The following is a 17,943-nucleotide window of genomic DNA, read 5'->3' on the forward strand; positions in this document are numbered from 1 at the left end:
TCTCAGGCGTTCGCTGGCGAGGACAGCTTTTTCCGTCGTATTGGCATACGTCGGAAAAAGATTCCGGAGCCAGCGGACGCCTGAGGTTCCGCCACCGGACCACCCACGCAAAACGAGCGCAGAAAACTAAATCAAGCCTCGGCTTCGAGCATCTCGTGGGTAACGGCGGACTCGGTGTCAGGCAGGCCCAGCTCTCGGGCGCGCTTGTCGGCCATCGCCAGCAGGCGGCGGATGCGCCCGGCGACCGCGTCCTTGGTCATCGGCGGCTCCGCGAGCTGCCCCAGCTCCTCCAGCGACGCCTGCCGGTGCGACAGCCGCAGCTTGCCCGCCACCAGCAGGTGGTCCGGCGCGGTCGGGCCGAGCAGCTCCAGCGCCCGTTCCACCCGCGCCGCCGCGGCGACCGCCGCGCGGGCCGAGCGCCGCAGGTTGGCGTCGTCGAAGTTGGCCAGCCGGTTGGCGGTGGCGCGCACCTCGCGGCGCACCCGCCGCTCCTCCCAGGCCAGCACGCTGGAGTGCGCGCCGAGCCGGGTCAGCAGCGCCCCGATGGCGTCGCCGTCGCGGACCACGACCCGGTCCGCGCCGCGCACCTCGCGGGACTTGGCCTGGATTCCGAGCCTGCGGGCGGCGCCGACCAGCGCGAGCGCGGCCTCCGGCCCGGGGCAGGTGACCTCCAGCGAGGACGACCGGCCCGGTTCGGTCAGCGAACCGTGGGCGAGGAACGCGCCGCGCCACGCCGACTCCGAGTCGCACGCGCCGCCGGAGACGACGTGCGCGGGCAGCCCGCGCACCGGGCGTCCGCGCGGGTCCAGCAGCCCGGTCTGGCGGGCCAGCCCCTCGCCGTCCTTGACCACCCGGACCACGTAGCGGGTGCCCTTGCGCAGCCCGCCGGAGGTGATCACGTGCACGTCCGAGGTGTGCCCGAACAGCTCGTGGATCTCCTTGCGCAGCCTGCGCGCCGAGGAACCGCTGTCCAGCTCCGCCTCCACGACCACCCGGCCGGCGACGATGTGCAGCCCGCCCGCGAACCGCAGCAGCGACGACACCTCTGATCTCCGGCAGCAGGTCTTGGTCACCGAAAGCCGGCTCAACTCGTCCTTGACCGCCGAGGTCATCGCCACCGGTCCGTCCTCCTCTCCAGCGCTGCCTCCAGGCTCGCCGCCAGCGCCTCGGGGTCGTGCCGCCCCGGTGTGGCGGGGGCGGCGACCCGGTCCAGCAGGGTCCGCGCACCCAGCGCGGTGGCCGCGGCGCGCAGCCGGTCCGGCGTCGGGACGGAGTCCACATCGGCCAGCACGGAGTCGACCCGCAGCTCGGGTGCGTGCTGCGAGAGTACGTCGAGGTGCTGTTCCGGGGAGAATCCCGCGGTCTCGCCCGGTTGTGGGACGAGGTTGAGCACGACGACCCGCCGTGCCGACGTCGTCACCAGCGCTTCGTGCAGCTCCGGCACCAGCAGGTGGGGCAACACGCTGGTGAACCAGGAACCCGGGCCCAGCAGCACTACGTCGGCCTCGTGCACCGCGCGCACCGCCTCCGGGCAGGCCGTCGGCGCGCCGCGCCTGCCGTTGGTCGAGTAGAGCCTGACCTGTTTCACTCGACCAGGCGTACTTGCGACGGCAACCTGTCCCCGGATCGTGCGAACCGCGGTCGGGTCCTCGTCGAGGCCGACGACATCGCCCTCCATGTCCAGCGGCATCGTCGACATCGGCAGCACCCGGCCCCGCACGCCGAGCAGGCGGCACGCGTGGTCGAGCACGGCGACCGGGTCGCCCAGCACCTCCAGCAGGCCGGCCAGCACCAGGTTGCCGACCGCGTGCCCGGCCAGCGCGCCGTTGCCGCCGAAGCGGTGCTCGAAGACCTCCGACCACAGCCTGCAGCCGTCGTCGGACAGCGCGGCCAGCGCCTTGCGGAGGTCGCCGGGCGGCAGCAGGCCCAGTTCCCGGCGGAGGCGGCCGGACGACCCGCCGTCGTCGGCGACGGTGACCACCGCGGTCACGTCGGTGGTGATCCGGCGCAGCGCCGACAGGGTGGCCTGCAGGCCGTGACCGCCGCCCAGCGCGACCGCGCGCAGCGGGCCGTCGTCTTCGGTACTCACTCGCGTCCCAGGTCCCGGTGCACTGTTTTGACCATCATCCCCTCGTCGTCGGACAGCCGGCGCGCGAGCTCCTCGACCAGCGCGACGCTGCGGTGCTTGCCGCCGGTGCAGCCCAGCGCCAGCGTCAGGTAGCGCTTGCCCTCGCGGTGGTAGCCCGCGCCGACCAGGTGCAGCAGCTGCTGGTAGCTCTGCAGGAACTCCTCGGCGCCCTCCTGCCCGAGCACGTAGTTGCGGACCTCCTCGTCGAGGCCGTTGAACTCGCGCAGCTCCGGGATCCAGAACGGGTTGGGCAGGAACCGGCAGTCCATCACCAGGTCCGCGTCCATCGGCAGGCCGTACTTGTAGCCGAACGACAGCACCGTCACGCGGGTGCGGGTGCTGGCCTCGGTGCCGAAGGCGTCCTCGATCTTCGACCGCAGCTGGTGCACCGACAGCGCGGTGGTGTCCAGGACCAGGTCCGCCTCGCTGCGCAGCCGCGACAGCAGCGACCGCTCGGCGGCGATGCCGTCGGCCAGCCTGCCCTCGCCCTGCAGCGGATGGCCGCGGCGGACCTGCTCGAAGCGGCGGATCAGCACCTCGTCGGTGGCCTCCAGGAACAGCACCTTCGGCTTGTAGCCGCGGGCGTCCAGGTCCTTGATCACCGATCCGAGGTCCTCGGTGAACGCCCGGCTGCGCACGTCCATCACGACCGCGACGCGGGTGATCGCACCGCTGGACCTGGCCCCCAGCTCGACCATGGTCGCGATCAGCTCCGGCGGCAGGTTGTCGACGACGAACCAGCCGAGGTCCTCCAGGCACTTGGCGGCGGTGCTGCGGCCCGCTCCCGACAGACCGCTGACGACCGCGACCTCGATGCCCGTCTGCTCCTCACTCACTGCTCTCCCCTTCAGCGTCTTCCCGGCGCCCTCCGCCGGTTCCCCCTCCAGCCGCCAGCGCCGCGTGCACGGTCTCGGCGGTGCGCTGCCCGAACCCGGGCACCGCGCAGATCTCCTCCACGGTGGCCTGCTTGAGCCTGCGCAACGAGCCGAAGTGCTTGAGCAGCGCGGTGCGGCGGGCCTCCCCAAGGCCCGGGATGGAGTCCAATGTGGAGCTTGTCATGCGCTTCGAGCGCTTCTGCCGGTGGTACCGGATCGCGAAGTCGTGCGCGGCGTCCCGGACGCGCTGCAGCAGGTACAGCGCCTCGCTGGTGCGCGGCAGGATGACCGGGTCCGCCTCGTCGGGCAGCCAGACCTCCTCCAGCCGCTTGGCGATGCCGATCACCGCCACGTCGGTGATCCCGAGCTCGGTCAGCGCGTCGGCCGCGGCGTTGGCCTGCGGCGCGCCGCCGTCGATGACCAGCAGGTTCGGCGGGTAGGCGAACTTGCGCGGGCGGCCGGTCTCCGGGTCGATGCCGGTGCGCTCGGCCTCCTCCGGGGTGACCGGGCCGGACTGGTCCACCTGCTCGGTCCCGGCGGTCTCCTTGAGGTAGCGGGCGAACCGGCGGCGCACGACCTCGGCGATCGAGCCGACGTCACCGCCCTCGGCGCCCTCCCGGACGGCGAAGCGCCGGTACTCGGACTTCTTCGGCACGCCGTCCTCGAAGACGACCAGCGAGGCGACCACGTCGGTGCCCTGCACGTGGCTGACGTCCACGCACTCGATCCGCAGCGGCGCGGTGTCGAGCCCGAGCGCGTCCTGCAGTTCCTGCAACGCCGCCGAGCGGGCGGTGAGGTCACCGGCGCGGCGCAGCTTGTACTGCGTGAACGCCTCCTTCGCGTTGCGCTGCACGGTTTCCATCAGCGCGCGCTTGTCGCCGCGCTGCGGCACCCGGAGCGCGACGCGGCTGCCGCGCAGCTCGCCGAGCCACGCGGCGATCGCGTCGGAGTCGGCGGGCAGCTCCGGGACCAGGACCTCGCGCGGAACCGGGGTTCCGCCCGCGTCGGCCTGCTCGGCCAGCGACGCCTGCTCGCCGTAGAACTGGGTGAGGAATCGGGCAGTCAGCGCGGCGGTGTCAGTCTGGTCCAGCTTGTCGATGACCCAGCCCCGCTGGCCGCGCACGCGCCCGCCGCGGATGTGGAAGACCTGCACGGCGGCGGCGAGTTCGTCCTCGGCGAAGGCCACCACGTCGGCGTCGGTGCCGTCGCCGAGCACCACCGCCTGCTTCTCCATCGCGCGGCGCAGCGCCTCCAGGTCGTCCCGCAGACGGGCGGCGCGCTCGAACTCCAGCTGCCCGGACGCCTCCTGCATCTCCTTTTCCAGCTTGCGGATCAGCGAATCGGTGCGCCCGGCGAAGAAGTCGCAGAAGTCCTCGACGATCTGGCGGTGCTCCTCGGCGCCGACCCGGCCGACGCACGGCGCGGAGCACTTGCCGATGTAGCCGAGCAGGCACGGCCTGCCGATCTGGGAGTGGCGCTTGAACACCCCGCCCGAGCAGGTGCGCGCGGGGAAGACGCGCAGCAGCATGTCGAGCGTTTCCCGGATCGCCCACGCGTGCGCGTACGGACCGAAGTAGCGGACGCCCTTGCGCCGCGGTCCGCGGGTGACGTGCAGGCGCGGGAACTCCTCGTGCAACGTCACCGCGAGCACCGGGTACGACTTGTCGTCCCGGTAGCGGACGTTGAACCGCGGGTCGTACTCCTTGATCCAGGAGTACTCCAGCTGGAGCGCCTCGACCTCGGTGCCCACCACGGTCCACCGCACGCCGGTGGCGGTCGTGACCATCTGGCGGGTGCGCGGATGGAGTCCGGACAGGTCGGCGAAGTACGAGGAAAGCCTGCTGCGCAGGCTTTTCGCCTTGCCGACGTAGATGACTCGCCCTTCGGCGTCGTGGAATCGGTACACGCCGGGGGCGTCCGGGATGGTCCCGGGAGCGGGTCGGTAGGTGGACGGGTCGGCCACGCCTCCACCCTACGTGCGCGGCCGACCGCGCCGACCGACAGCCGGTCGGCCGATCCGGCGCGAACCGGTGGCGGCGGTTCGCGCCGGAAGCCGCTCAGCTGAAGGCGTTCACGTTCTCCGCCGCCCGCCGGGCGAAGGCCCGGGCCGGACCTCCTCGGCCCTCGGCAGCACAGCTCACCCGCCGAACTTCACCCGGGCGGGGTCCATGGTCGGCGCGCACACCCGCCTGCCGGAGCGGAGGTCGACCCCCGGATCAGACCGGTCGCGGCAACCGGTCGCCGACCGGCGCCAGGCCGAACTCCAGCGAGGGCAGGGTCTGGTACCAGTAGGCCGTCGACGACATGTCGTTGACCAGCTTGTTGGCGTGCCCGTGCTCGATGCTCACGCGGATCGAGCGCTCGAAGACCACCGGGTCCTCGACGTGGAAGCGGTAGTAGGAGACCTGGCCGCTCCAGTTCTCCCCGCCCGGCAGCGTCAGGCCGTGGTACGGCGCGTGGTAGGGCTGCGACGGGCACCAGGCGGTGTTGAAGTAGTCCTCGGTCCCGGTGCCGTGCATCCGCGGCGGCCACGGCTCGCCGTCGATGAAGATCATGTCGTCGCCCTCGCCGTACCAGTTCCAGTCCGGGGTCTCGCGGAGGTTGTGCACGTTGAGCACGCATCCGACGTAGTGCCCGCGGCCCTCGGCCTCCAGCAGGACGTAGTTGCCCGCGCCGTCGAGGTTGGTGCCGCCGAACAGGTACTCGTCGTTGCTCTGGTCGCCCTGCGCGATGCCGTCGGTCGGGTTCTGCCTGCGCCACTGGGCGTGGAAGTAGCCGAGCTCCGGATCGGCCTCCCGGTACTGCTCGAAGTCGACGTAGTAGTAGAACAGGACCGGCTTGGCGCTGAGCTCGCTGATCAGCTCGATGCGGGCGCCGCGCGCGAAGGGCATGGCGAACCAGCAGTTGAAGCCCCTGCCGTCCTGCGGGCTCATCTGCAGCGGCGCGGAGACGAAGTTGGCGCTGCGGGCGTGGCCGATGCCGAAGAAGTCGCCGAGCGGCACCAGCACGCTCGGGTGCGGCGAGTCGTCCCAGGTGATCTTGAGGACGAGCCTGCGCAGGTAGTCGGCCTCCACCTCGACCGGCTGCCCGGCGTGTTCGAGGGCCACCGTGCACCAGATGTGGGTGATCGCCCCCGGTCCCTCGATGGCGGCCAGCTCCCGGGACTCGCCCGGTCCGAGCTGGATCCGGTCGTCGTTGCCGCCCTCCTGGTCCCAGCTCGACACCCTGCCGCGCCTGCTCTGCCGCAACCTCGGCAGATCCCGCAGGCTGCTCCCGAACGCTCCGTACCCGGACATCGACGCCCCTCCCCGTGAGGTTGGTGCTGACGATCACACGGTATCCGCCGAACCACCCGGGTAGCGGGAAGTTCTCAGCGCGCCGGAGGGCGGTAGGACTCGATGCGGCGCAGCAGGCTCCGGATGCGCGCGCCGTAGAGCGGGGACAGCGCGTAGCCCGGGTAGCTGGCGAACCAGCTGGCGCTGCCCAGGCTGACCGCGTCCGCGCCCGCCCAGAAGTACTCGCGGCAGTCGTCGAAGGTGCGGATCCCGCCGGTGGCGATGATCGGCAGCTTCACGCCCGCGTCCCGCAGCTCGGCGACCACGCGCAGGCCGATCGGCTTGATCGCCCGCCCGGACAGGCCGCCGAAGCGGTTCTTCAGCAGCGGCTGCCCGGTGGCGGGGTCCAGCCGCAGGCCCTTGACGGTGTTGATCGCGGTCAGCGCGGACACCCCGTGGCGGGCGGCGAGCCGGGCGTGCGCGAGGTAGTCGTAGTCCGGCGAGAGCTTGAGGATCACCGGGTGCGCGCTGCGCGGCACCGCCTCGGCCAGCACCGACTCGATGATCGCGTTGAAGTCGAAGTTGACGTTGTGGCAGGAGACGTTGAACTCGACCGCGGCGATCTCGCCCGCGGGCACCGCGGCGTTGATCTTGTCGACCAGCGTCACGAACTCCTCGGCCGAGAAGCCGCCGACGGAGATGATCGTGTTCTGCGCGCGGGTGCGCGGGTAGTAGTCGCGCAGGTAGGCGTCGATGCCGACGTTGCACCAGCCGAAGGCGTTGAGCCAGCCCGCGTCGACCTGGCGCAGCGCCTGGCCGTAGCGCTTGAGCAGGCCGGGCAGCTCGTGCAGCGACCAGTCGTCGCGGGTGGTGAAGTGGCCCTCGCGGGGCTCGACGGTCACGGTGCGGGTGGTGACCGCGCCGAACCGCTCAAGCGGCACGAAGTTCGAGATCGGGCTCATGCCGTAGGCCATCACCTTGGCGTTGGAGACGCCGTAGCCGAGCAGGCTCGACGAGGTCACCAGCCGGTTGCGCAGGTGGATGTCGCCGAGGCGGACGGCGGGCTCGCGGGGCTCGTCTCGAACCAGCCGAAGGTTGCGCTCTGGGGCCACGCTCACGATTTCCTCCTACCTGCGTCGTCCTCGCCATTGTCCCCCACGCGGCCGTACGGCTCACATGCGCCGCCCCCACAGCTGCGATGTTCGGACGGTTGACTTCCGAACATTGATCACGTTCGATTGAACACATGGAAGGATCGGAACGCAGCCTGGCGATCATCGAGCGCCTGCGCACGGCCGAGCGGGTCACGGTGGCCGAGCTCGCCGAGGAGACCGGCTGCTCGGAGATGACCATCCGGCGCGACCTGGACCACCTCGCCGAGCAGGGCGTGCTGCGCCGGGTGCGCGGCGGCGCGGTGAGCCTGCTGCTGCGCGGCGAGGCGACGCCGTTCCCGGTGCGCGAGCACGAGGCCGTCGAGGTCAAGCGGCGGATCGCGGCGGCGGTCGACGGCCTGCTCGCCGACGGCGAGTCGGTGATCATCGACAGCGGCACCACGACGCTGGAGGTGGCGCGGGCGCTGGCGCACCGGCGGATCACCGCGATCCCTCTCGACCTGCACGCGGTGAACGCGCTCAGCGCCGCGCCCGGCGTGCGGCTGCTGGTGCCCGGCGGGCAGACCGCGCCCGGCGAGCTGTCGTTGAGCGGCCACCTCACCGAGACGTCGCTGCGGGTCCTGCGCGCCGACACCACCGTGCTCGGCATCTGCGGCCTGTCGGCCCGCCACGGCGTGACCGCCCACGACCTCGCCGAGGTCCCGGTCAAGCAGGCCGCGGTCGCCTCCGCGCGACGCACGATCGCCGTCTGCGACGGCTCGAAGTTCCAGCGGACCGGGCTGGGCCACGTGTGCCCGGTCGCCGATCTCGACGTGGTGGTCACCGATGCGAGCGCGCCCCGGACCGCGCTCGACGAACTGGAGGAGGCCGGAGTGGCGGTGCACGTTGTCTGACACGGCGATCGAGACCCGACCAGCCGGGGTGGAGCGACGAGCGCGCTGGGCGGTGACCGCCTACTTCGTGTTCACCGGCGCCACGCTGGCGACCTGGACGGCGCGGATTCCGGCGATCAAGCACGACCTCCGGCTCGACGACGCCGGGATCACGCTCGCGCTTTTCGCGCTCGCGGCGGGCACGGTGCTGTCGATGCAGTTCGCGGGCAGGCTGGCCGACCGCCTCGGCAGCGCGCGGCTGATGGTGCCCGCCGGGGTGCTGCTGGGCGTGACGATGATGCCGCTCGGCGCGGCGGGGAACCTGCCGCTGCTGGTGGCCGGGCTGGTCCTGCTGGGCGCCTGGCACGGCACCGTCGACGTGACGATGAACGCGCACGCCGTGCAGGTCGAGCGCGGGTACGGGCGGCCGATCATGGGCGCCTTCCACGGGATGTTCAGCGTCGGCGGTCTGCTCGGCGCCGGTCTCGGCGCGCTGGCGGCGCACCTCGGGATCACCCCGGCGGTGAACTTCCTGCTCATCGGTGCCGGGGTCGCGGTGGTGTCGCTGGTCGCAGGCCGGGCGCTGCTGCCCGCCGAGGACCACCGCGCGGCCGAGTCCGTCCCGGCCGGCCGCGGGATCCCGATGGCGATCCTGTTCCTGGGGATGCTGGGGTTCTTCTGCTCGGTCGGCGAGGGATCGGTCGCCGACTGGTCACCGCTGTACCTGCACGACACCCTGCACACCAGCATGGCGGTGGCACCGATCGGCTACGCGGTGTTCTCGGTCGCCATGGCCGTCTTCCGGTTCCTGGGCGACCGGCTGTCGGTGCGGTTCGGCCCGGTGGCGCTGGTGCGCGGGTGCGGGCTGATCGCAGGCGCCGGGCTGGGGACAGCGCTGCTGCTGCACCACCCGGTCGCCGCGATCATCGGGTTCGGGCTGTTCGGGGTCGGGCTTTCCTGCATCGTGCCGCAGGTGTTCAGTGCGGCGGGCAACCGCGACCCCCGCCGCAGCGGGCGGGACCTGGCCCAGGTCAGCACGCTCAGCTACGGCGGGCTGCTGGCGGGACCGGTGTTCATCGGGCTCGTCTCGCACGGCTTCGGCCTCACCGTCGGGCTGGCGATCCCCGCGGTGCTGGCGCTGCTGGTCGCGCTGTCTGCTCCGGCGGTCCGGCCGCCTTCACGGCAAACGTCCGCGTGAGGTTCAGGCCGCGAGCAGCCCGACGCCCAACGTCACCACACCGGCCGCGAGCGAGGCCGCCCCGGCCCACAGCACGCCGATGAACCGGTTGGGCCGGGTGACCTCGCGGCCCGCCGACGAGGCGAAGAACCCCGCCGACATCAGCACCGCCGCGACCGGCACGCCGAGCCGGGCGATCCAGCCGAGCGCCCCGGTCAGCGCGGTCGCGTCGGCGAGCACGAGGCACACCAGGCTCAGCGTCACAAGCACGCCCGCGTGAGCGTGGCCCGCCCTGGCGAAGTTCTTCTGGAACTCGGTCATCGGCACCGCTCCGCGGGCGATCCGGGTCAGGAACCACCCGCCGAACTCGATGGTCACGATCGTCAGCAGGACCACACCGGCGATGTACTGGCTCGGCGCGCTCAAGACCACGGTGGACATCGGCTCCCCCTCTGCTGCCGGCTCACCGCACGTGGGTGAGCCAGTGTCGGTAGGCGTCGTCGGTCCCGTCGACGACGGACCTGAAGGCGGACCGAATCTTACCAGTGACTAGATTGCTGGAGAAGACCTCGCGGCGGTCGACCGAGCGCACCGGGACGACCTCGGCCGCGGTCCCGCACATGAACACCTCGTCGGCCGCGTAGAGGTCGGAGCGCAGCAGGTTCTCCCGCCGAGCGGGGAACCCGAGATCGGCGGCCAGCCGCAGCACGGTGTCCTGGGTGATGCCCTCCAACGCGCCCGCGCTCGACGGCGGCGTGAGCACCGCGCCGTCGCGCACGACGAAGATGTTCTCCCCGGAGCACTCGCTGACGTAGCCGTCCGGCGAGAGCAGCACCGCCTCGTCGAACCCGGCCTGCCTGGCCTCGGCCTTGGCCAGCACCGAGTTGAGGTACGGGCCGGTGGCCTTGGCCGCCGTCGGCACCACCGCCGGGTCGTTGCGCCGCCACGAGCTGGTCATCAGCCGGGCGCCCTCGTCCGCGCCGCCGCCGAGGTAGCTGCCCCACTCCCAGGCCGCGATCGACATCCGCACCGGCGAGCGGCCGACGTCGATGCCCATCTCCCCGTAGCCCAGGTACGCCAGCGTCCGCACGTAGCAGGAGCCCAGCCCGTTGGCCCGGACCACGTCCAGGGTCGCCTCCCGGATCTCGTCCCTGGTGTGCGGCAGTTCCATGCCGACGATGCGGGCGCTGCGGAACAGCCGGTCGAGGTGGTCGTCGAGGCGGAACAGCGCGGGGCCGTCGGCGGTGGCGTAAGCCCGGGTCCCCTCGAAAACACCGGTCCCGTAGTGCAGGCCGTGCGTGAGCACGTGCACCTTCGCCTCGGCCCACGGGACGAGCGAACCGTCCATCCAGATGAACTCCGCCTCGGGCAACGCCATCGCGCACTCTCCTCTCGATCAACAAGTGGCCAGTTACTGCGACTTCTGACAGCCACTTGGATAGTGAATGGCACACTAGCAAGCGAATCATTGAGCCACTAGTGGCAAGATCGCTGATGGAGAATGGGCGCATGCCGATCGCCGACGTCGACCAGTTCGCCGTGCTCATCCGCGACCGGCTGCGCGCGGGCCGCGGGCCGCTCGGCCGCAGGCTGGCCGAGTCGCTGACCGAGCTGGCCGAGTCCGGGGTGCTCGCACCCGGCACCCGGCTGCCGTCCGAACGCGATCTGGCCCGGGCGCTGGACTGCACCCGCGGCGCGGTCGCCGCGGCGTTCAACGCCCTGTGCGACGCGGGGGTCTGCGAGCGGCGCCACGGCAGCGGCACCTTCCTCACCGGCGCCGAGCCGCGCTCGGCGGGCGGCTCCGGCCTGGCCCGGCTGCTGCGCCCGGGCGCGGTGCTGGCCGATCTGTCCACTTCGGTCGTACCCGACCCGTCGCACCTGGTCGTACCGGGAATCGACCCGGCGGAGCTGATGCGCACGCCGAGCAGGCACGGTTACGACGCGCGGGGCGAGCCCCGGCTGGTGGCGCTGCTGCGGGAGCGGACCGGCGCCGACGTGCTGGTCACCAACGGCGCCCAGCACGCGCTGGACCTGGCCGTGCGCTGCTTCGCCCGCCCCGGCGACGCGGTCCTCGTCGAGGACCCGACCTACCCCGGGGCGCTCGCCGCGATCCAGCGCTCCGGCGCGCGGGCGGTCCCGGTCGCGACCGACCGCGGCGGCATGGTGCCGGAAGCGCTGAGCGCCGCGATCGCCCGCCACCGCCCGGCGTTCGCCGTCACCATGGCCGTGCACAACCCGGCCGGAACCGCGATGCCCGCCGAGCGCGCCGGAAGGCTGGCCGCGATCGCCCGCGCCGAGGACGTGCTCGTCGTCGAGGACCGCACCCTGGCCGACCTCGTCCACACCGGAGAGCCGCCCGGCACGATCGCGGCGGGCCACCCGCACGGCACCATCCGCACGCACTCGCTGTCGAAGGTCCTCTGGGGCGGGCTCCGGGTCGGCTGGATCAGCGCCGCCGCGCCGCTGCTGGCCCGGCTGACCGAACTCCGCCAGGACAGCGACCTGGCGGGCAGCAGCCCGAGCCAGCAACTGGCGGCGATCCTGTTGCAGCACAACGAGATCCAGCCCTGGCGCGCGGAACTAGCCCGCCGCCGCGACCACCTGGCCGCCGCACTGCGCGCCGCTGTCCCGGAGTGGACCTGGGAGCTGCCGCCGGGCGGGATGTCGCTGTGGGTGCGGCTACCGGGCACCGACACCGACCGGTTCGCCGAGACCGCCCGCGAGCACGGCGTCGCGGTCGCGCCCGGCTCGTTGTTCTCCGCCGACGGCCGGTTCCGCGACCACCTGCGGCTGAGCTTCGCCCTCACCCCCGAGCTGCTCGACCGGGCTGTCGCCGGGCTGACCGCCGCGTGGCAGGCCGCAACGGGAGGCCGTGATCACTGAGCAGTAGCTTGTGATCACTGACCGGAGGCCGCCGCGATGACGCCGTGCACGGCCTGGCCGATCCGCTCGGCCGCGGTGTCCGGATCGGGCTGACCGGCGTCGAGCCACGCCAGGACCGCTTCCAGCGCCACCGCGGGCACCAGCCGCGCCGCCCACCGCTGCCACCCGCCGTCGGGGATCGCCTCGGCGAGGTGGCGCCGGGCGATGTCGGCCGAGGCCGAGCGCAGCGAGTCGACCACGTCGCGGAACTCGGGTTCCCGCACGGCGTGCGCAAACAGCAGCCGGAACCCGTCCGGGTCGTCGGCCGCCGCGCGCACCAGGGCGGGAATGCTGGTGTCGTCGAAGCCGTCCGTGCCCACCGCCGCGTCGAGCCGGGCGCAGGCTCGGTCGAGCACTGCCCGGTACAGGTCGTTCTTCGAGTCGAAGTGCCGGTAGAGGATCACCCGGCTGATGCCCGCCTCGGCAGCCACCCCGTCGAGCCCGGTGCCCGCGTAGCCGCCGCGGGCGAACGCGCGGGTGGCGGCGGCGAGGATCTGCTCGCGCCGCTCGGCTCGGGGCATCCGCCGCCCTGGCTCGGCCGCCATCGCACCTCCCTTGTTTACGCGAGAGTCTACATCTAATGTTGTTTACGCTCGTGTAAACAACATTGGGAGGTGGCCATGCCGGCCCAGCTGCCGTTCGAACGGCCGAATCCGCTGGAGGTCGCGCCACTGCTGCGCGAACTCCAGTCCCGGGGAGCCGTCCACGAGGTCTGCACCGCCGTCGGTGACAGGGCGTGGTTGGTGACCGACTACGCGGAGGTGCGCAGGCTGCTGTCCGACCAGCGCCTCGGCCGGTCCCACCCCGACCCGCCGAACGCGGCCAGGGCCGGGCGCTCCGCGCTCTTCGGCGGCCCGATGGGCGACTTCGACACCGAACCGGCCGAAAGCGCGCGGACGCGCTCGCTGCTGCAACCGCACTTCTCGCCCAAGCGCATGCGGGCGCTGGTGCCCCGGGTCGAAGCGCTCACCGCGCGGTTGCTGGACGACCTGGCCGAGCGGCCCCGACCGGCCGACCTGCACGCCGCGCTCGCGCTCCCGCTGCCGATCCTGGTGATCTGCGAACTGCTCGGCGTTCCCCACGAGGACCGCGACACCTTCCGCGAGTGGACGCGGGCCGCCGCGGACATCCACGACCGGGCCCGCTCCGAACGAGGACTGGCCGACCTGTTCGCCTACGGCCTGGAACTGGTCGCCCGCAAGCGGCGCTCCCCCGCCGACGACGTGATCTCCCGGCTGTCGGCGACCGAAGGCGTGTCCGCCGAGGAGGCCGCCGGCCTGTCGATGGCCCTGCTGTTCGCGGGCCACGAGACCACCGTCGTCCAGATCGGGCTCGGCGCGCTGCTGTTGCTCACCAACCCCGCCCAGTGGCAGGCACTGCACGACGATCCCGACCTCGTCCCGGACGCGGTCGAGGAAGTGCTCCGCGCGCCGGGCAGCGGCGGCGCCGGGATCCCCCGCTACGCCAGGACCGACCTGGAGATCGGCGGCGTCCGGGTCCGGACCGGTGACCTCGTCCTGCTCGGCATCGACGCCGCCAACCACGACGAGGCGGTGTTCCCGGACCCCGGCCGCTTCGACATCACCCGGCAGCCGTCCGGCCACCTGGCCTTCGGGCACGGCCCGCGCTACTGCATCGGCGCCCCGCTGGCCCGCATCGAACTGCGCGCCGCTCTGGGCGCGCTCGTCGGCAGGTTCCCCACCATGCGGCCCGCGGTCCCGCTCGACGAGCTGACCACGCACCGCGGCACGATCACCGGCGGGCTCACCGAGCTCCCGGTGACCTGGTGATCAGGCTCCGTCGACCTCGCGGCGGAGCTCGCGCAGCCTGCGCATGGCTTCCACGGCGTGCGCGCCGTCGGTCGCCTGGATGGCCATGATCGGGACGTACTCGTCCTGCGGCAGCTCGACCCGGGCCCACGGCGCGCCGTTCGGGAAGCTGATCGCCTCCACCAGGTCCCAGCTGTAGTGCTGGGTGCCGAGCAGGTTGCGGATCTCCAGCCCGTCGGCGTCGGCGCGCAGCCGCGGCCGGGTCAGCAGCAGCGCGCCCGCGGCCAGCAGCACCCCGAGCCCGACCATCGACAGCTGGTCGGAGAGCCGGAAGTAGGCGCCGGTCGGGGTGTTGCCCAGCAGCGCCCCGGCCACCGCGAACACCACCACCAGCACGACCGCGGCCGGGATCGCGATCCGGCGGACCTTCTTCGGCCGGACCTGCACCGTCGTGCCCGCCGAGGCGCTCACAGGAATCCCCGCCCGTTCTCCCAGCCCCGCAGGTCCCGCAGCACCAGCGCGGTCTCCAGCGCGGCGGCGGTCGCCTCGAAGCCCTTGTCCTCCACCGAGTTCTCGAAGCCCGCGCGGTCCAGCGCCTGCTGCTCGGTGTCGCAGGTGAGCACGCCGTTGCCGACCGCGGTCGACTCGTCCAGCGAGACCCGGGTCAGGCCCGCCGTCACCGAGTCGCAGACGTACTCGAAGTGCGGGGTGCCGCCGCGGATCACCACGCCGAGGGCGACCACCGCGTCGTGCTGGTGCGCCAGCTGCTGGCAGACCACGGGCAGCTCGATCGAGCCCGGCACCCGGACCACGGTCGGTTCGAGGATGCCCGCCTCGCCCGCCGCGGCCAGCGCCCGCTTGAGCAGCTGGTCGGTGATGCGCTCGTGCCACCTGATCGCCGCGATGCCCAGCCTCAGGTCGCCCGCCTGCGGGACCTCGGTACGCGGCCGGCCCTCCCCGCTCATGCCGTCACCCCCGACTCGTCCCCGAGCGAGGCGTCCTCGCCGTCCTCGAGGTTGTCCAGTTCGTGGCCCATCCTGTCCCGCTTGGTCTGCAGGTACCGCAGGTTCTCCGGGTTCGGCCGGATCGGCAGCGGCTCGCGGCTGACGATCCGCAGCCCGTAGCCCTCCAGGCCCACCCGCTTGGCGGGGTTGTTGGTCAGCAGCCGCATCGACTTGATCCCCAGGTCGCACAGGATCTGCGCGCCCTGGCCGTAGTCCCGGCCGTCGACCGGCATGCCCAGCGCGACGTTGGCGTCGACGGTGTCGGCGCCGGAGTCCTGCAACTGGTACGCCTGCAGCTTGTGCATCAGCCCGATGCCGCGGCCCTCGTGCCCGCGCATGTAGAGCACCACGCCGCGGCCCGCCTCGGCGACCTTCTCCATCGCCGCCGCCAGCTGCGGGCCGCAGTCGCAGCGCAGCGACCCCAGCACGTCCCCGGTCAGGCACTCCGAGTGCACCCGCACCAGGATGTCCTCGCCGTCGCCGATGTCGCCGTAGACCAGCGCCAGGTGCTCGATGCCGTCGAGCGTGCTGTCGTAGCCGACGGTCCGGAAGGTGCCGTGCTCGGTGGGGATGCGCGCCTCGGCGACCCGCACCACCTGCTGCTCGAACCGGCGGCGGTAGGCGATCAGGTCGGCGATGGTGATCAGCACCAGGTCGTGCTCGGCGGCGAAGACCTCCAGCTCGTCGCGGCGGGCCATGTCGCCCTCGCTCTTCTGGCTGACGATCTCGCACAGCGCACCGGCCGGGCGGAGCCCGGCGAGCCGGGACAGGTCGACGGCGGCCTCGGTGTGGCCGGGCCTGCGCAGCACACCGCCGTCGCGGGCGCGCAGCGGGACGACGTGCCCGGGGCGGTTGAGGTCGTCGGCGGTGGAGTCGGCGTGCGCGAGGACCTTGAGCGTGTGCGCGCGGTCCGCGGCGGAGATACCGGTGGTCACGCCCTCGGCGGCATCGACGGTGACCGTGTAGGCGGTGCCCTTGCGGTCCTGGTTGTAGTGGTACATCGGGGGCAGGTCGAGCCGGTCGCAGTCCTCGCCGGGGAGCGCGACGCAGATGTAGCCCGAGGTGTAGCGCACCATGAACGCGACCAGCTCCGGGGTCGCCATCTCGGCGGCGAAGATCAGGTCGCCCTCGTTCTCGCGGTCCTCGTCATCGACGACGATCACGGGCCGCCCGGCCGCGATGTCGGCCAGTGCGCGTTCGATGTCGTCGAATCTGTTCGTGGTGCTCACAGTGCTCGTGCCTTTGCCTCGGGGTGCACCTGGTACCGGTTCACCGCGTCTGCCCGCTGCTTTCCACATTGTCCCCCGAAAGCCTGGTACCACCACGGCCCAGGTCGTCGAGCTGCGCCTGCGCCAGCCGCTCCACGTGCTTGGCCAGCACGTCCACCTCGATGTTGACCTCGTCACCTGGTCGGCGGAAGCCCAGCGTGGTGAGCTGCTTGGTGGTGGGGATCAGCGCGACCCCGAACCCGGTGCCGGTCGCCTCCACCACGGTCAGCGAAACGCCGTCGACGGTGATCGAGCCCTTCTCCACGACGTAGCGGGACAGCCGGGACGGCAGCTCGAAGCGGGTGATCCCGTCGGGCTCGACCGAGCGCAGCACGGCGGTGCCGTCGACGTGGCCCTGCACGATGTGCCCGCCGAGCCGGTCGCCGAGCGCCATCGCGCGCTCCAGGTTGACCCGGTCGCCGACCGCGACGCCCTTCAGCGACGAGCGCCGCAGGGTCTCGGTGACCACGTCCACGGTGAACGCGCCGTCGACGACGTCGACGACGGTCAGGCACACGCCGTTGACCGCGATCGAGTCGCCGTGCTTGGCGTCGGAGGTCACCAGCGGTCCGGACACGGTGAGCCTGCTGCCGTCGGTCAGCGGCGCGGCGGCGGTGATGGTGCCGAGCTCCTCGACGATCCCGGTGAACACCTGCGTTCCTCCCAAGTTCGGTTCTCCGCGCCGCGGCGGCCGCCCGGCGCGGTTCAGCCCCGGGTGACCGGGACCGCGCTGATGCGCACGTCCGGGCCACTCATCGTGGTCTGCTCGATCTGCAACCGCCATGCCTGCGAGATGCTTCCCACTCCCGCTTCTCCGAGCGCGGCCGCGCCCGAGCCCAGCAGCGCCGGGGCGACGTAGGCCAGGACCCGGTCGATCCGGCCCGCCCGGACGAACGCACCCGCCAGCGTCGGGCCGCCCTCCAGCAGCACGTCGACCACGCCTCGCTCGGCCAGGGCCGCCAGCACGGTGTCCGGATCGCCCGCGGGTACCCGGACGGTCTCGGCGCTGTCGTCGAACACGCGGGCGTTCGCGGGCAGGTGCCGGTCACCGACCACGACGCGCAGCGGCTGCCGCTCGTACGGCGAGCCGTCCGGGCGGCGGGCGGTCAACGCCGGGTCGTCGGCCAGCACGGTGCCGGTGCCCGCGACGATCGCGTCCATCCGGCGCCGGATCTCGTGGACCTCGGCCCGCGACTGCGGGGAGCTGATCCACTGGCTGGTCCCGTCGGCGGCGGCCGTCCTGCCGTCGAGCGTCGCGGCGTACTTCCAGGTCACGTGCGGGCGCCCGGTGCGGACGAAGTGCAGCCAGGCCCGCAGCGGCCCCTGCTCGACCTCCTCGGCCAGCAGCCCGCCGTGCACCTCGACCCCGGCCCCGCGCAGCACGGACGCACCGCCTGCCGCGGGCGGGTTCGGGTCGGAAACCGCGTGGAACACCCGCGCCACACCGGCCGCGCGCAGCGCGTCGGTGCACGGCGGGGTCCGGCCGGTGTGCGCGCACGGCTCCAGCGTCACCACGGCCGTGCCGCCCGCGGCGCGGCGCC

At 72.6% G+C, this 17,943-nt stretch carries 18 protein-coding genes; 4 read left to right on the top strand and 14 right to left on the bottom strand.

From position 1 onward, the window contains the following. Positions 1–131: 131 nt before the first annotated feature. The 6 genes from whiA to ABD691_RS24490 all read right to left on the bottom strand — a co-directional run bounded on the left by whiA (position 132) and on the right by ABD691_RS24490 (position 7,396). A complete protein-coding gene (whiA, locus tag ABD691_RS24465) occupies positions 132–1,118 on the bottom strand; it encodes a DNA-binding protein WhiA (RefSeq protein WP_344683463.1) in 987 nt (328 codons plus the stop codon). Next, on the bottom strand, positions 1,109–2,065 hold the full coding sequence (locus ABD691_RS24470; RefSeq protein WP_344683524.1) for a gluconeogenesis factor YvcK family protein: 957 nt from the start codon (positions 2,063–2,065) through the stop codon (positions 1,109–1,111). The genes whiA and ABD691_RS24470 overlap by 10 nt, the downstream gene beginning before the upstream one ends. A 20-nt stretch (positions 2,066–2,085) precedes the next feature. Further along, entirely contained in the window at positions 2,086–2,964 is an 879-nt protein-coding gene (rapZ, locus tag ABD691_RS24475) for an RNase adapter RapZ (RefSeq protein WP_344683465.1), read from the bottom strand. Continuing rightward, positions 2,957–4,966, bottom strand: coding sequence for an excinuclease ABC subunit UvrC (gene uvrC, locus ABD691_RS24480; protein ID WP_344683466.1), 2,010 nt, complete (start codon positions 4,964–4,966; stop codon positions 2,957–2,959). The genes rapZ and uvrC overlap by 8 nt, the downstream gene beginning before the upstream one ends. A 253-nt stretch (positions 4,967–5,219) precedes the next feature. Continuing rightward, on the bottom strand, positions 5,220–6,299 hold the full coding sequence (locus tag ABD691_RS24485) for a glycoside hydrolase family 172 protein (RefSeq protein ID WP_344683468.1): 1,080 nt from the start codon (positions 6,297–6,299) through the stop codon (positions 5,220–5,222). 74 nt (positions 6,300–6,373) lie between these two features. Continuing rightward, positions 6,374–7,396, bottom strand: a complete 1,023-nt coding sequence (locus ABD691_RS24490) for a beta/alpha barrel domain-containing protein (RefSeq protein ID WP_344683470.1) — start codon at positions 7,394–7,396, stop codon at positions 6,374–6,376. Positions 7,397–7,524: 128 nt separating this feature from the next. Between ABD691_RS24490 and ABD691_RS24495 the strand changes: the two genes are divergently transcribed. Continuing rightward, complete coding sequence (locus ABD691_RS24495; protein WP_344683472.1) at positions 7,525–8,283, top strand: DeoR/GlpR family DNA-binding transcription regulator; 759 nt, start codon at positions 7,525–7,527, stop codon at positions 8,281–8,283. Then, positions 8,276–9,460 (top strand): MFS transporter, encoded by a 1,185-nt coding sequence (locus tag ABD691_RS24500; protein ID WP_344683474.1) that lies wholly within the window; start codon positions 8,276–8,278, stop codon positions 9,458–9,460. Before ABD691_RS24495 ends, ABD691_RS24500 begins: the two co-directional genes overlap by 8 nt. Positions 9,461–9,463: 3 nt before the next feature. Here ABD691_RS24500 and ABD691_RS24505 read toward each other — a convergent pair whose 3' ends face one another. Next, on the bottom strand, positions 9,464–9,880 hold the full coding sequence (locus ABD691_RS24505; protein ID WP_344683475.1) for a hypothetical protein: 417 nt from the start codon (positions 9,878–9,880) through the stop codon (positions 9,464–9,466). Positions 9,881–9,902: 22 nt separating this feature from the next. After that, the gene (locus ABD691_RS24510) at positions 9,903–10,817 is read right to left on the bottom strand and encodes a branched-chain amino acid transaminase (RefSeq protein WP_344683477.1); all 915 of its coding nucleotides are present in this window, start codon (positions 10,815–10,817) and stop codon (positions 9,903–9,905) included. A 131-nt stretch (positions 10,818–10,948) separates the two neighbouring features. Between ABD691_RS24510 and ABD691_RS24515 the strand changes: the two genes are divergently transcribed. Next, positions 10,949–12,322, top strand: a complete 1,374-nt coding sequence (locus ABD691_RS24515; RefSeq protein WP_344683478.1) for an aminotransferase-like domain-containing protein — start codon at positions 10,949–10,951, stop codon at positions 12,320–12,322. Between the two features lie 14 nt (positions 12,323–12,336). Here the strand turns inward: ABD691_RS24515 and ABD691_RS24520 are convergent, their stop codons facing one another. Next, positions 12,337–12,906 (bottom strand): TetR/AcrR family transcriptional regulator, encoded by a 570-nt coding sequence (locus ABD691_RS24520; protein WP_344683480.1) that lies wholly within the window; start codon positions 12,904–12,906, stop codon positions 12,337–12,339. Positions 12,907–12,981: 75 nt separating this feature from the next. Between ABD691_RS24520 and ABD691_RS24525 the strand changes: the two genes are divergently transcribed. Then, on the top strand, positions 12,982–14,151 hold the full coding sequence (locus tag ABD691_RS24525) for a cytochrome P450 (protein WP_344683526.1): 1,170 nt from the start codon (positions 12,982–12,984) through the stop codon (positions 14,149–14,151). Here the strand turns inward: ABD691_RS24525 and ABD691_RS24530 are convergent, their stop codons facing one another. The 5 genes from ABD691_RS24530 to ribD all read right to left on the bottom strand — a co-directional run. Then, positions 14,152–14,601 (bottom strand): PH domain-containing protein, encoded by a 450-nt coding sequence (locus tag ABD691_RS24530; protein WP_344683482.1) that lies wholly within the window; start codon positions 14,599–14,601, stop codon positions 14,152–14,154. Next, positions 14,598–15,095, bottom strand: a complete 498-nt coding sequence (ribH, locus tag ABD691_RS24535) for a 6,7-dimethyl-8-ribityllumazine synthase (protein ID WP_344683484.1) — start codon at positions 15,093–15,095, stop codon at positions 14,598–14,600. Before ribH ends, ABD691_RS24530 begins: the two co-directional genes overlap by 4 nt. Then, positions 15,092–16,363, bottom strand: coding sequence for a bifunctional 3,4-dihydroxy-2-butanone-4-phosphate synthase/GTP cyclohydrolase II (locus ABD691_RS24540; protein WP_344683486.1), 1,272 nt, complete (start codon positions 16,361–16,363; stop codon positions 15,092–15,094). Before ABD691_RS24540 ends, ribH begins: the two co-directional genes overlap by 4 nt. Before the next feature lie 40 nt (positions 16,364–16,403). Beyond that, entirely contained in the window at positions 16,404–17,054 is a 651-nt protein-coding gene (locus ABD691_RS24545; RefSeq protein ID WP_344683528.1) for a riboflavin synthase, read from the bottom strand. Positions 17,055–17,107: 53 nt separating this feature from the next. Further along, positions 17,108–17,943, bottom strand: an 836-nt coding sequence (ribD, locus tag ABD691_RS24550; RefSeq protein WP_344683487.1) for a bifunctional diaminohydroxyphosphoribosylaminopyrimidine deaminase/5-amino-6-(5-phosphoribosylamino)uracil reductase RibD, incomplete at its 5' end; no start/stop codon positions are given.

This window comes from Saccharopolyspora taberi, assembly GCF_039534165.1.
Classification (GTDB): domain Bacteria; phylum Actinomycetota; class Actinomycetes; order Mycobacteriales; family Pseudonocardiaceae; genus Saccharopolyspora_D; species Saccharopolyspora_D taberi.

Excerpts from the sequence above, each read along its gene's own strand:
- ABD691_RS24485 (WP_344683468.1), bottom strand. The coding sequence starts at position 6,299 with ATGTCCGGGTACGGAGCGTTCGGGAGCAGCCTGCGGGATCTGCCGAGG.
- ABD691_RS24495 (WP_344683472.1), top strand. The coding sequence starts at position 7,525 with ATGGAAGGATCGGAACGCAGCCTGGCGATCATCGAGCGCCTGCGCACG.
- ABD691_RS24505 (WP_344683475.1), bottom strand. The coding sequence starts at position 9,880 with ATGTCCACCGTGGTCTTGAGCGCGCCGAGCCAGTACATCGCCGGTGTG.
- ABD691_RS24510 (WP_344683477.1), bottom strand. The coding sequence starts at position 10,817 with ATGGCGTTGCCCGAGGCGGAGTTCATCTGGATGGACGGTTCGCTCGTC.
- ABD691_RS24515 (WP_344683478.1), top strand. The coding sequence starts at position 10,949 with ATGCCGATCGCCGACGTCGACCAGTTCGCCGTGCTCATCCGCGACCGG.
- ABD691_RS24520 (WP_344683480.1), bottom strand. The coding sequence starts at position 12,906 with ATGGCGGCCGAGCCAGGGCGGCGGATGCCCCGAGCCGAGCGGCGCGAG.
- ABD691_RS24525 (WP_344683526.1), top strand. The coding sequence starts at position 12,982 with ATGCCGGCCCAGCTGCCGTTCGAACGGCCGAATCCGCTGGAGGTCGCG.
- ribH (WP_344683484.1), bottom strand. The coding sequence starts at position 15,095 with ATGAGCGGGGAGGGCCGGCCGCGTACCGAGGTCCCGCAGGCGGGCGAC.